This window comes from Nocardia brevicatena NBRC 12119 (assembly GCF_000308495.1).
Taxonomy (GTDB): Bacteria; Actinomycetota; Actinomycetes; order Mycobacteriales; family Mycobacteriaceae; genus Nocardia; species Nocardia brevicatena.
This window is the reverse complement of sequence record NZ_BAFU01000086.1, coordinates 246,869-260,032: the sequence shown is the minus strand read 5'-3', so window position 1 is coordinate 260,032 and position 13,164 is coordinate 246,869. Positions and strand designations below refer to the sequence as shown.

Below are 13,164 nucleotides of genomic sequence, written 5' to 3'. Positions count from 1 at the left end.
CCTCCGCGGGCGCTGACATCCGGCCGCTGTGCCGATGACGCGATCGGGCTGTGCCTGCGTGGTCACGCTGCGCTACCTCCGCCGGCGTCCGGCCGCAGAGCAACGCGGTCGGCGGCGGTGATCTCGATGGCGGCGCCGAACGGGTCGCCCTCGGTGAAGGCTGTGATGGTCTCGGTGTCCGTTGCCCGAATCAGTATGCGGGCGCCTGCGGGGTTCAGGGCGCTGATCACCACGGCTTCGGCCTCGTCCCCGTTGCGGCCCCTGCGATAGGGGACGGTGTAGGCCTCGACGGCCGCCGGGCCGGTGTAGCCGGGGGCGGTGTCCCGACGAGCCTGCGGAACGTCGGCTTCGACGGCGCGGAAAAGCCGGGCCGGCGGACGCGTCGAGTAGACGCCGACACCGTGTTTGGTGATATACCAGCCGAGCGCCGTGGTGAGGCCGTACCGGTCCGGGTCGGCGCGCAGTCGCTCGACCATGGACGCGGTGGAATGGGTGGCGTAGTTGTTGCCGGGACCGCCGGCGAAGGTCAGTCCGCCGGTCACGGTGAGCGGTCGGGCCGGATCGCCGATCGGCAGCCCCAATGCCACGGCGCCCACCTGAACCGCCACCGGGAAGCAGGAGTACAGGTCGATATGGGCCACTTCGTCGATCCCGATACCGGCGCCCGCCGGCGCCGCCCGGCCCGCCGCGGCGATGGCGGGGGAGGCGGCCATATCGGCGCGCTCGGAGACGAACCAGGTATCGGTGGCGGTGGCGCCGCCGTGCGGGAACACCCATTTCTCGCGTGGCACCCGGCAGCGTCCGCGGCGGCCGCGCTGCACAGGATCAGACCCGCGCCCTGGTCCACGGTCAGGTTCGCCACCAGCAGCTTCGGGTACGGACTCGACACCATCCGGTTGTCGGGGGTGGGGGTGAGAAGTTCGGCGGCATCGCGTTCGGTGGGCAGCCAGGCATACGGGTTCTGCACGGCCACCGCCGAGAACCGCGACCACAGCTCGCCGATCCGCTGCCGGTGGGTGGCCACGTCCAAACCGAGCCGACCGCGCATCGCGGTTTCCATCAGCGCGTACATGTAGATCGGACCCCAGAGCCCGGCCGCGGTCTCCATCTCTGTATTGGGAGCGTCGTCGGCGCCCACAACCTCGTTCGGTCGGACGCGCTCGTCCTGTTCGGGCCAGTCGAGCGCGGTGCCGCGGCGGGTGGCGGCGTTCCAGGAGGCCACCGACTCGGCGCCGGTGATGAGGGCGATATCGGATTTTCCGTCCGCGATGGTCTGGGCCAGGGTATTGAGCAGCCGCTGTGGTCCGTCGCTACCGAACGGCGCCGATTGCAGGGTGCGTTTCGGCGAGGCGCCCAGTTCGGCCGCCACCAGGGCCGCCAGGTTCGGGTAAGGACGGCTCACCGGGGCCACGGAGGCCAGTAGATCCGCCGAGCGCAGCAGGGCATCTCCGGCCCCGCTGTCGGCGCCCGCCCGGCGCAGTGCTTCGGTGGCGAGTTCCGCCGGTCCGGGCAGGCCCGGTTCGCCGGGGCGGTGCACGATCTGGCCGACCCCCACCAGGACCGGGGTTCGCGGATCCAATCCGGCAGGCAGCATAGTTCCTCCGCTCCGTTGCGCCGTTACCAATCGGAACGACCGGTAACTTGCCCTTGATTAGAACAGAGTGGAACGGGCCATGCTCGGATGAATGCCAGTTAACCGAGCAGCATTCGCCCAGTTATTGACGCGGTTTCGCGCCAACTGCGCCAGGTCGGACACTTTGTGCAGGTAGTCGGCCTAATATCCGGTATTCGCGAGTTGCGCTGCTAGCATTTTCGACGGTTTGCCAGGCAGTCCACTATATGGCGCGAGCCGCGATACAGGACTCGCGTATCTCAATTCCGCCTTTTCGACAATCACCCGAAGGGCCGACGGACTTGAACAAGACCGGATCCATTCTCTTGGCCGCGCTGGCGGGCGTATCGGCAGCGCTACTGGTCGCCACCGCCCCGGCGACGGCGAACCCCAATGCCATCAACCCGATTCCGGTGCTCAACGGCACCAATGGCCTTCCCACCCTGCGCGGCGCCACCAAGGCCGTGTTCCAGGTGACCGGTATGGCCAGCCCCAACAACACCCAGACCTACAACGTGCTCGGCACCGATCTGGGCATCATGTGGGACAACGGCCGCGGGGAGATGCTCACCGCCTTCGGCGATACCGCGGGCTTCGGATTTCCCAACCTGCTCGCCGGCAGCACCTGGGCCTGGCGCAGCAATATCCTGCTCCGCAGCCGGACCAGGAATCCCGCCGACGGCGTCTTTTTCGACAGCGTCGTCCGCGATGTCTTCGGACAGGCCCGTGACCTGGTTCCCAGTCCCAAGATCCCGTTCCTGGAGATCAGCCGTATTCCCACCGCGGGTATCGAGGTGGACGGTGTGCAGTACATGAGCATGATGTCGGTGAAGAGCTGGGACAAGGTCGGCCAGTGGACCACCAACTTCTCCGGTCTGGCCGCCTCCGCCGACAACGGCGAGACCTGGGCGGACCTGGCCGGGACCCGGCGCCCCAACGACGGGGGGCACACCAACTTCCAGATGAACGCCTTCCTGAAGGACGGTGGCTACGTCTACCAGTACGGCACGAGGGCGGGACGTAACAACGCCGCCTATGTCTCCCGGGTGCGCGGGCGCGACATCCAGGACCTGACCGCCTACGAGTACTGGGACGGACGGGGCTGGCGGCGCGGCGATGTCAACGTCGCGGCGCCGATCATGCACGGTGTCGGGGAACTGTCGGTGATGTACAACGAATATCTCGGCCAGTTCGTCTCGCTCACCACCGACCTGTGGAATTCCGTGGTGATGCGCACCGCCTCGGCTCCGGAGGGCCCGTGGAGCCCGCCGCGGGTGCTGATCGATACCCGGGAGTTGCCCACCGCGTACGCCCCGTCGATCTTCCCGTACCAGACCGGACCCGATCTGTACTTCCTCACCACGGTGCACAGCCAGTACAACGTGATCCTGATGCGAACGCGGTTGTGACCGCTATCTCCCGACGCCCGTCTCCGCCTTGACCTAAACCATTGTTCGGGTATGAGGCTTGGTGGGCAGACGCCGAGATCTCGGGAGGACCCAGTGACAACCAGATCGACCCTCACCGCCACAGCCGACGATGCCGCGGTGCGCGCGTGGCTGCGCACCGCGGCGCATCCCCTCACCGGCACCGACGCCGAGCACACCGACACCGACCTGGAACCGCTGATCGAACGTCTGGCCGGTGCGACCGTGATCGGCCTCGGGGAGTCCACACGCTTCTCCCATCAGACCTACGGGGTGCGCGAGCGTATCTTCCGCATCCTGGTCGAAGAGCACGGTTTCCGCGCGCTGGCCATCCAGGACAGCGCGCGCTCCGGCGAACGCCTCGACGCCTACGCCCGATACGGCACGGGCGACCCGCACGCCGTCCTCGCCGGGGCCTGGCGGCCGTGGCGCACCGCGGAAACCGTCGCCACCCTCGAATGGATCCGTGCCTACAACGAGCGGCATCCCGACGACCAGGTGAGCGTGTTCGGCGTGGAACCGCCCGCCGCGGAACCGACCGACTACGACGCGGTGCTCGACTATGTCCAGGACATCGCTCCCGATCGACTCACGGAACTGCGGGGACATCTGGCCCCGATCCGTACCGCGCATCGGATCGACGAGCACGTGCAACGCCACCAGGGCATCCACCCCGGACGCCCGTTCGTCGAACACGCCCGGGACGCCCTGGCCCTGGTGGAATCGCTGTCCGACCCGCGGGCCGAGGCGGCGGTGTCCGGCGAGAGCCTCGCCCACCGCCACACCACGGCGCTGGACCGGGTCCGGCTCATCGTGGCCTTCCACGAGAACAGTGTCGCCGGCCAGGGTGGTTTCGCCCGGGACGAGAAACCGTCGGCCGACACTATCGTCTCCTGGTACGACCGCATCGGGGCGCGGATCGTCTACTGGGACGGTCTCGCTCATACGAGTGCCCTCTCGGCGCGCATGGGAGGCTCCGCTCCCGCCATCTTCCGCGGTACGGGCAGCCACCTGCGCGCGTATTTCGGTCCACGCTATCTGTCGGTGGCGATCGGCTTCCACCACGGCGACCTCGGCATGGCCGTTGCGCCCGACCCGGCGCCGGACCTGCTCGACGCCGCCTTGGCCGCGGTCGACCTGCCTGCCTTCTACCTCGACCTGTCCGTCGAGGCTCCCGCCGCGGTGCGGCGGTGGCTGGACGAGCCGGTGCCGGTTCGCGTGATCAGCGGCGTCTACGACCCCGCCCAGGACGACCTGGCACGGTTCCAACCGGATTCACTGGCGGGCGCCTTCGACGCGCTGGTCCATATCCGGCAGACCACGCCCGTGCGGTGGCTGCCGGAGCCCCACCCCGCCTGAACCGGATTCGGCCGCCCGATCCCGGAGTCCGATGACCGGTCGCGTCCATAGACTCGACGATATGGACGCAGCCGTGTGGGACGAGCGGTACTCACAAAGCGAATTGGTATGGGGCGAACCGCCCAACAGCACCGTCGTGGAGCACGTGCACGGCCTGGACCGACGTACCCCCTTGTTCCCGGGCCCCGACGGGCTGATCCCCGATCTGCCGCGTGCCCTCGATCTGGCCTGCGGGGAGGGGCGCAACGCGTTGTGGCTGGCCACGCACGGGTGGCGGGTGCACGCGGTCGACTTCTCGCAGGTGGGGATCGATAAGGCGCGTACCGTGGCGTCCCGGTTGTCACGTTCGGTACGGGGACGCCTCGACTGGCAGTGCGCCGATCTCGCCGATGCCGAGACCGACCTCGGCGGTCCTTATGAACTGGTGTTGATGGTTTTCCTCCACCTGCCCGCGTCCCGACGTCGCGCACTCCTGCACCGCGTGACGCGGTTGCTCTCGCCCGGCGGTACCCTGCTGGTCCTCGGTCACGACGCCGTCAATCTCACCGAGGGGCACGGCGGCCCGCAGGACCCATCGATCCTGTTCACGCCCGAGGACATCACCGCCGATCTCGGGGCGGATTCGGGTCTGGACATCCATATCGCGCATCGCGTCACCCGTCCGACGGAGGCCGGAAACGCCATCGACGCCCTGGTCGTAGCCACCAAACACACCAGCCCGCAACCTCCGCCCCACGGCTGAGACCCCTTCGCGACGCGCGGGCCGCGCTTCTCGCCACGGGTCGCGGCTCACCCGCACCAGCGGTCGAGCCATGGGGTGATCGTTTCCCCGATGACGTCGAACCCCTTCCGGAACGAGTGGTGCTGGCCCGGAACCACCCGGACCTCGGCCGCGTCGTCGGGATCGGGAATACCGAACGGATCGCTGCCGCCGTTGATCACCACGACATCGATATCCGCGGCGGCAAGGAGTTCCACGCGTCGGGACCGTTCCGGCTTGCCGGGCGGATGCAGTGGGAAGGACAGCGCGATCACGCCGCGAGCCCCCGCCGCCGCGGCGGTGCGGCAGGCCACGCGGGCGCCATTGCTGCGCCCGCCCTGGATCAGTGGTAGATCCTCGCCGACCTTCGCCCGCAGCGCGGCGACGATTTCCAACCAGGTCGCGTCTTGGGGGCCGGACGAGCCGGGTGCGCGTCTGCCCGCGACCCGATAGGGCTGGAGCGCCAGGGCCACCGCCCCGCCCGCGGCGAGGGCGGTATCGCGGACGGTCAGGATGTCCTGTGAGTCCACGCCGCCGCCCGCGCCGTGTGTGAATACCAGGAGGAACGCGGGTTGGGCGGGAATCTCCAAGTCGATCTCGGCGGGGCCGGTGCTCGTCTCGATCCGCATGTCTCACCGTATCCGTTCGACTCGGTCCGAAACCGCCGTGTTCGACAGATCACAATGCGTGATCTTGCCTTTGCCTACTTCTTTACTCATCGGTAATATAGAGCGTAAGTTACCCGCGAGTAGTCTGCCATTGCTCGGCAGGGCTACCCGTATGGCAAGACGGGCGGGAACGGCGACCACCGACCGCACCAACTCAACGGAGAGTGAGTACTGAAATGGGTCACTACAAGAGCAACGTCCGCGACCTGGAATTCAACCTCTTCGAGGTACTCGGCCTGGGCAGCGTCCTGGAGACCGGCGCATACGGGGATCTGGACGTCGACACCATCAAAGAGATGCTCAACGAGGTGCGTCGCCTGGCCGAAGGCCCACTGGGTGAATCCTTCGCCGACGCCGACCGCAACCCGCCGGTCTTCGACCCTGAAACTCACTCGGTCACCCTGCCCGAGTCGTTCAAGAAGAGCTACCGCACCTTGCAGGAAGGCGGCTGGGACACCTACTCCGTCGATCCCGAACTGGGCGGTATCCCGGTCCCGCGCGCCGCGTACTGGGCCATCGCCGAACTGATCCTGGGCGCTCAGCCCGCGGCCTTCATGTACGCCGCCGGCCCCGGTTTCGCGAACATCTTCTTCAACAACGCCACCGAAGAGCAGAAGAAGTGGGCCAAGATCGCGGTCGAGCAGGGCTGGGGCGCCACCATGGTGCTCACCGAACCCGACGCCGGTTCCGATGTGGGCGCCGGCCGCACCAAGGCCATCGAGCAGGAGGACGGCTCCTGGCATATCGAGGGCGTGAAGCGCTTCATCACCTCGGCCGACTCCGACGACCTGTTCCCGAACATCATGCACCTGGTGCTGGCCCGCCCCGAGGGGGCCGGCCCCGGCACCAAGGGGCTGTCACTGTTCTTCGTGCCGAAGTTCCACTTCGACCCCGAGACCGGTGAACTGGGCGAGCGCAACGGCGTCTTCGTCACCAATGTCGAACACAAGATGGGCCTGAAGGCCTCGGCCACCTGTGAGGTCACCTTCGGTGGCCACGGTATCCCGGCCAAGGGCCGGCTCGTCGGCGAGGTGCACAACGGTATCGCGCAGATGTTCGAGGTCATCGAGCACGCGCGCATGATGGTCGGCACCAAGGCCATCGCCACCCTGTCCACCGGCTATCTGAACGCACTCGACTACGCCAAACAGCGCGTCCAGGGCGCCGACCTGACCCGAATGGCCGACAAGACCGCGCCGCGCGTCACCATCACCCACCACCCGGACGTGCGCCGCAGCCTGGCTACGCAGAAGGCCTACGCCGAGGGCCTGCGCGCGGTGTACCTCTACACCGCCGCCCACCAGAACGCCGACGTCGCCGAGCTGGTATCCGGCGCCGACGCCGAGCTCGCGGCCCGCGTCAACGACCTGCTGCTGCCGATCGTCAAGGGTGTCGGCTCCGAGCGGGCCTACCAGTACCTGACCGAATCGCTGCAGACCCTGGGCGGCTCCGGCTTCCTGCAGGACTACCCGATCGAGCAGTACATTCGCGATGCCAAGATCGACTCGCTGTACGAGGGCACCACCGCCATCCAGGCGCAGGACTTCTTCTTCCGCAAGATCGCCCGCGACCGCGGGGTGGCGATGGCCCATGTGGCCGGCCAGATCCAGAAGTTCATCGACTCCGAGGCCGGTAACGGCCGGCTGAAGGGCGAGCGCAAGCTGCTGGCCACCGCGCTCGAGGACGTGCAGGCCATGGCCGCCACCCTCACCGGGCATCTGATGGGCGCCCAGGAACAGCCGAACGAGCTGTACAAGGTGGGTCTGGGTTCGGTGCGCTTCCTGCTCTCCGTGGGCGACCTGCTCATCGGCTGGCAGCTGCTGCGCCAGGCCGAGGTCGCCGGGGCGGCGCTGGACGCCGGCGCCGAAGGCGCGGATCGGGCCTTCTACCAGGGCAAGGTCGGCGTGGCGCAGTTCTTCGCCCGCAATGTCCTGCCGGAGCTGACCGCCACCCGCGCCATCCTGGCCAACCTGGACAACGACATCATGGAGCTGGACGAAGCAGCGTTCTGACGCGACATGACATCCGAGTAAGGCGGCCGGGATCGATCCCGGCCGCCTTACTCGTCGATCCGCTACCGCTCAGGGGTCAGCCGGTAGAACCGCCAGAAACCGAAGTCCTCGATCGGCAGCACCTCGACACCGGCGAAACCGGCCTCCCGCGCGTAACGGCGCAGGGTATCCGAACGCATCACGGTGCCGGTCCCCACGGAACCGGGGTGCGAGAGCCCGTCCGGCAGACAGATCAGCAGGCTGAACCCGTACATCAGCCGGTCCACCTCGTCGGCGGGCGCGCGGAATTTCTCCGCCACCGCCTCATCCATGACGATCACCGATCCACCCGGCCGCAGCGCTCGTCGCGCCCCGACCAACACCTCCACCGGACGCGGCATATCGTGCAGACATTCGAAGGCGAACACAAGGTCGTAACCCCCCGCCTGCAGATCGGTGGCCGCGTCGGCCCGCTGAAACCGCACCCGATCCGACACCCCCGCCGCGTACGCATGCAGGGTCGCCATCTCCACCGACGGCGCATCCACCTCGTAGCCGTCGACGCGCAGATCCGGATACGCCTCGGCGAGGGCGAGGGACGACCAACCCCCGCCGAAACCGATATCCGCGACCCGCGCCCCGGGCCGCCTCAACCGCTCGTGCACTGTGGCGATCCCGGCCAGATCATCGGCGAGCCGCCGCTGGAACCACGGCCGGTTCATATCCGACTGCGCTTCCCGCATGTCGATACCGTAGGTCGCCCAGTCGACACCACCACCCTTGCGATACGCCCGCACCAGGGCCGGCATCTGCACGGCCGCCGCGGCCAACATACGCGCCAACGGCGCCAGATAATTCAGACTGTCCGGATCGGTGAGGACTTCGGCGGCCCCGGCGGGCAGTTCGAAACGCCCATCGGAATGGGCGGTCAGAATCCCGGCCGCGGCCTGCTGCTCGAGCCACTCCCTGGCGTACCGCTCCCGGCCCAGCCCGTATTCGACCAGTTCGGCCGAGTTGAGCGGGCCACGCTCGGCCAAGGTCCGATACCACCCCATCCGATCACCCAGATGTACGGCGAGTATATCGATGGTGCCCAGCGCCGCGGTCACCAGGCGCTCGGCGAACTGTTCTGCCGTGACGGCTCCGACGCTCATATCGCCCCCTCCTCCCGTCGAGGTCGTGGACGAGCCCGCCCACGGATTGGTTGCGTTGCAGGATCGCGGTCCTCGTCCAGGGCGTTAACGGGCACGGCCGCAGGCGAGCCCCTCATCCCGGCAGAAGGCCGGTGCCCGTGGCAAAATACCGGCAGACCGCACCCTGGAGGGATCATTCAGATGAGCCGTTCGCTGTCCGCACTCGCTCGTATCGGCGTACTCGGCGCAACCGCGGCGATGGTGTTGGCGGGACCGGCCCTGGCCGACCCCAACAATGTCAACCCCATCCCGGGGATCAACGGCCAACCGCGCGGCCTGCCCCGCCTGCCCGGCCCTACCGAGGCGGTGTTCCAGGTGACCGGCATGGACAGTCCGAACCAGACCCAGCAGGTGAACGTGCTCGGCACCGACCTGGGCATCATGTGGGACGACGGAAACGGCACCCTGCTCACCGCCTTCGGCGACAGCGCGGGCCTCGGCGTGCCCAACCTCCTCGCCGGCAGCGTCTGGGCCTGGACCAGCAATGTGATCTTCCGCAGCCACACCAAGGACCCGTCCGGTGGCATCCTTTTCGACAGCATCGTCCCGAACCCCCTGCCCAGCCCCAAGATTCCGGGTATCGAGATCAGCCTCATCCCCACCGCCGGCGTATCGGTGGGCGGCACCCAGTTCATGAGCCTGATGTCGGTGAAGGAATGGGGCGACCACGGCAAGTGGATCACCAACTTCTCCACCCTCGCCGCCTCCGGCGACGGTGGCCAGACCTGGTCCCAGCTGCCCACCACCCGACGGGCCAATATCGACGGCCACGAACGGTTCCAGCAGAACTCCTTCCTGAAGGACGACGGTTATGTCTACCGCTACGGGACTCCGGCCGGGCGGAACAACCTGGGGTTCATCTCCCGGGTCAAGGAAGCCGATATCGCGAATATCGATGCGTACGAGTACTGGGACGGGAAGGTCTGGAAACTCAACGACCCCAAGGCGTCCGCGCCGGTCATCGAGGGTGTCGCCGAGTTGTCGGTGCAGTGGAACGAACACCTGGGTCGCTACATCATGCTGACCACCGATCCCGCCAACTCGGTGGTGATGCGCACCGCCGAGAAACCGGAAGGTCCGTGGAGTCCGCCGCGCGTGCTGATCGATACGGCGGCACTGCCTTCCGCGTACGCGCCGATGATCTTCCCGTATCAGACCGGGAGCGATCTGTACTTCCTGCTGACGGTGCATCACCAGTACAACGTGCTGCTCATGCGGACCCCGCTGTAGCGAGGGGGGGCCGGGCGTTCCGTATCGTGACGGCACGATCTCGGCTCGAGGGATCGGAGCATCACCGTTGCTGAGGTGCTCAGCGTAAAACCCTGCGGGGCGGAGGGTCCGTAGACCTCGGGCGGAGAGCTCGTAGACCATTGGACACCGGAGGGTGATGTCAGCCTTTGGCGAGGATTTGTCGGTGTCGAGAGCGGGCCAGGCCCTTGCTGTTCGAACGACCGCGAAGTGACCCATGGCAGTGCGAAGCGGTATCGTGTCGGTCGCCGGGGCGGTGCTATCTCCGTCTTGCGAACCGGCCGGGAAGGAGCCGTCGATGATCACGGATCCAACACTTCTCCGGATCGGCGAGGCGGTGCAGCTCAATCACGGAGGCGAGCGAGAAGCCGCCCGCCTCTTGTTCGCCGAGATCTGGGACGAGATCGGCGGCGAGGACGGAGACCCGCTGCACCGCTGCACGCTCGCCCATGCGATGGCCGACGCGCAAGAAGACGGGCAACAAGAACTGATATGGGACCAGCGAGCACTGGCGGCTGCCGATCTACTGACCGATACGCACCTGGCGCAGGCCGGAGTGACGCTTCCGGCGGCCGGCTTGTATCCGTCGCTGCATTTGAACCTGAGTGACTGCTACCGCAAGCTGGGCGATCTCGACCGAGCCCGTGAACACCTGCATCATGCGCAGGACACCATCGGCACGCTCGGCGATGACGAGTACGGACGGCTGATCAAAGACGGCCTGGAGCGACTGACCGAACAACTCCGCTGACTCGACGGCTCATTCGACCACGAGAAGGCATCGGTGACGATGAAGGGTCTACGCGCGGCCCGATCGCTGTCCCTATGGGAGGCGCGATGCACTCGGGCGGCTCCGCCCAGCCTTCGACCTTTCATCAACCGATCCTTTCCTGGACGCAGAGAGTCGGATGTCATCGCTGGTCAACGATGATTTCATTTCAGCGTTTGCCTAGAAACACCCTTTGGTGAACATGCGGTTCGAACGAGCCGCTCATACTTGCCTGAAGGAGATAGGAATTCCGGCCACGTGTCGGAGCCCTCGCCCCCACCCGGTATCCCGTAGAGCGCATCGTCCAGGTTCATATTCGTTCGCTGGTTCCGCCACGAAACCATCAGGTTTTGCCCGCTCGGACAAGGATTGTGCCAATGGATGGTCGTTATCGCCGCCAACATGCCGTTGTCGGTCCACCACCACCGGCCGCACCCCCGTCCCACTACACCGGCTGCCCCGACTCATCCGATCGCTGAACTGAACCATGCCTGCGACGCCGACCCGGCCGCGGCCCACCGCGAGCACCTCCACTTTCTCGATGAACTCGCAGGGTTCGAGTTCATCGGACAGTGTCTGCTCGATTCGCATCCCCAAGAGCTGTCCACTCCAGCAGCCGGTGACCCTCGCTTATCGGGGCTCAGGAACCGCACGGGCGGTTCGTGAGAAGTCTTGCCGAAAGCGCCTACCGGGACCCCTTGGCTATGGGTCGATTGCACATCGAGGCGCCGTCCACACCGATGTGCTCCCGTCAGTGGTCGTGGCCGAGTGCTTCGGCGATGGTGGGCCAGGAACGGGCCAGTTCGTCGGCCCAGTACGGCCAGGAGTGCGTGCCGGTGGGCCGCAGATTCACCGTCGCGGGGATCTGCAATTGAGCCAGCCGGGCGGCAAGGGCGTGAGCGCATTCGTAGGCTCCGGCTTCGAGGGGGCCTCCGACGGTGATGGCGTCGGGGAGTTCGACCTGGCCGGGTACGTCGTGTTCGCCGGGGATCCCGCTGCCGCTGGACAGGTAGATCGCGGTGCCGCGCAGGGCTTCGGCGTGCAGCATGGTGTCGTGGGCGAGCCAGTCCGGGTCGTCCGGTGGGCCGAACATATTGTCCGGATTGCCACCATAGGTTTTGACGATGGAGCGAGCCTGGGCCTGGCCGGTGCCGGAGGCGACGGTGTAGCAGCCGCTATGGGCCGCGACGACGGAGTACAGGCCCGGAGTTCGGAAGGTGAGCATCATCGCGGCCTCGGCGCCCATCGAGACTCCTTGGATCCCATTGCGACCGTTGCCTTCGAAGCGCGCGTCGATCAGTGGCGGTAGTTCGCGGGTGAGGAACGTCTCCCATTTGTTGGTGCCCAGGACAGGGTCGCGGCGCTGCCAGTCGGTGTAGAGATTGGCCGGACCGCCGGTGGTGAACACGACGTTGACGTTCTTGTCGGCGAAGAACTCCACCGCATGCCCGTGCTCGGTCCAACTGCTGCTTTTCTCGGGGGCACCGCGGCCATCGAGCATGTACAGGGTGGGTCGCGGCCGGCTACGGTCGGCCGGCAGGAGCACCTGCACCTGCACGACCCGGTTCATCGCGGGCGAGGTCACAAATACCCGAAGCCAACGATCGGTGATCGGCTCGATACGGTCGATGACCGGTCGGACCGCAAGGTCGGAGCTCTCGGCCGGGGCCTGGTAGCCCTCGGACGACCCGGTATCCGCGCCGGAGGTCGGAGGCTCGGCGACAGCCACCCCAGGAGTCATCGCCAGAGCTCCCAATACCACCACTGCGGGCGCAACCACCTCGGCAACCCATCGCGTCGGTAAGCGCCGACTCTCGGGGCGCACCGCGGCAGACGAGTCCGAACCGCCTTGCTTCACCGGCCACCTCCTGCCGGACGACGGTTTCGACCGACGCTTTCTTGCCGACCGACACCAGCGACCCGAGCCGCGGGCATCCCGAAGACGTCACACACCTGTTCAGTAAACCGCAACGAGGTCGTGTCTGTCAGAGCGGGGTATCAGCGACGTCGATACGAACGCGTGAGCGTGCCATAGGGCTCGCCTGGTGGAGTGATGGTCGACGACGAGATGGTTGCCGGCTTGGGGTTCTGCCGTGAACTTCTCGGCCGGAGCCGCTTTCGACTTGCCTCGGCAGCC

11 protein-coding genes are annotated in these 13,164 nt (G+C 67.0%); 6 read left to right on the top strand and 5 right to left on the bottom strand.

Features of this window, described 5'->3' with window-relative positions; translation table 11 throughout:
* Positions 1-62: 62 nt before the first annotated feature.
* Both ON20_RS39190 and ON20_RS24385 read right to left on the bottom strand, forming a co-directional pair.
* Complete coding sequence (locus tag ON20_RS39190; RefSeq protein WP_245547448.1) at positions 63-587, bottom strand: TLP1 C-terminal extension domain-containing protein; 525 nt, start codon at positions 585-587, stop codon at positions 63-65.
* Complete coding sequence (locus ON20_RS24385; protein ID WP_245547446.1) at positions 539-1,594, bottom strand: hypothetical protein; 1,056 nt, start codon at positions 1,592-1,594, stop codon at positions 539-541. Before ON20_RS24385 ends, ON20_RS39190 begins: the two co-directional genes overlap by 49 nt.
* 320 nt (positions 1,595-1,914) lie before the next feature.
* Between ON20_RS24385 and ON20_RS24380 the strand changes: the two genes are divergently transcribed.
* The 3 genes from ON20_RS24380 (at position 1,915) to ON20_RS24370 (ending at position 5,140) form a co-directional block, all read left to right on the top strand.
* On the top strand, positions 1,915-3,021 hold the full coding sequence (locus ON20_RS24380) for a glycoside hydrolase family 183 protein (protein ID WP_040838848.1): 1,107 nt from the start codon (positions 1,915-1,917) through the stop codon (positions 3,019-3,021).
* Positions 3,022-3,114: 93 nt separating this feature from the next.
* The gene (locus ON20_RS24375; protein WP_051163200.1) at positions 3,115-4,398 is read left to right on the top strand and encodes an erythromycin esterase family protein; all 1,284 of its coding nucleotides are present in this window, start codon (positions 3,115-3,117) and stop codon (positions 4,396-4,398) included.
* Between the two features lie 61 nt (positions 4,399-4,459).
* A complete protein-coding gene (locus ON20_RS24370; RefSeq protein ID WP_040839013.1) occupies positions 4,460-5,140 on the top strand; it encodes a class I SAM-dependent methyltransferase in 681 nt (226 codons plus the stop codon).
* Between the two features lie 47 nt (positions 5,141-5,187).
* Here ON20_RS24370 and ON20_RS24365 read toward each other — a convergent pair whose 3' ends face one another.
* The gene (locus tag ON20_RS24365) at positions 5,188-5,787 is read right to left on the bottom strand and encodes an alpha/beta hydrolase family protein (protein WP_040838846.1); all 600 of its coding nucleotides are present in this window, start codon (positions 5,785-5,787) and stop codon (positions 5,188-5,190) included.
* A 215-nt stretch (positions 5,788-6,002) separates the two neighbouring features.
* On the opposite strand from ON20_RS24365, the gene ON20_RS24360 reads away from it, so the two are divergent.
* A complete protein-coding gene (locus tag ON20_RS24360) occupies positions 6,003-7,838 on the top strand; it encodes an acyl-CoA dehydrogenase (protein ID WP_040838845.1) in 1,836 nt (611 codons plus the stop codon).
* Between the two features lie 62 nt (positions 7,839-7,900).
* On the opposite strand, the gene ON20_RS24355 is transcribed toward ON20_RS24360, so the two are convergent.
* The gene (locus tag ON20_RS24355) at positions 7,901-8,971 is read right to left on the bottom strand and encodes a class I SAM-dependent methyltransferase (protein WP_040838844.1); all 1,071 of its coding nucleotides are present in this window, start codon (positions 8,969-8,971) and stop codon (positions 7,901-7,903) included.
* 180 nt (positions 8,972-9,151) lie between these two features.
* Here ON20_RS24355 and ON20_RS24350 point away from each other — a divergent pair, with 180 nt between their 5' ends.
* Positions 9,152-10,240 carry a glycoside hydrolase family 183 protein gene (locus tag ON20_RS24350; RefSeq protein ID WP_083865179.1) on the top strand — a complete coding sequence of 363 codons (1,089 nt, stop codon included), beginning with the start codon at positions 9,152-9,154 and terminating at the stop codon, positions 10,238-10,240.
* Between the two features lie 316 nt (positions 10,241-10,556).
* Positions 10,557-11,009 (top strand): hypothetical protein, encoded by a 453-nt coding sequence (locus tag ON20_RS24345; RefSeq protein ID WP_040839008.1) that lies wholly within the window; start codon positions 10,557-10,559, stop codon positions 11,007-11,009.
* A gap of 769 nt (positions 11,010-11,778) precedes the next feature.
* On the opposite strand, the gene ON20_RS24340 is transcribed toward ON20_RS24345, so the two are convergent.
* Positions 11,779-12,807, bottom strand: coding sequence for an alpha/beta hydrolase (locus ON20_RS24340; RefSeq protein ID WP_040838841.1), 1,029 nt, complete (start codon positions 12,805-12,807; stop codon positions 11,779-11,781).
* Positions 12,808-13,164 lie beyond the last annotated feature (357 nt).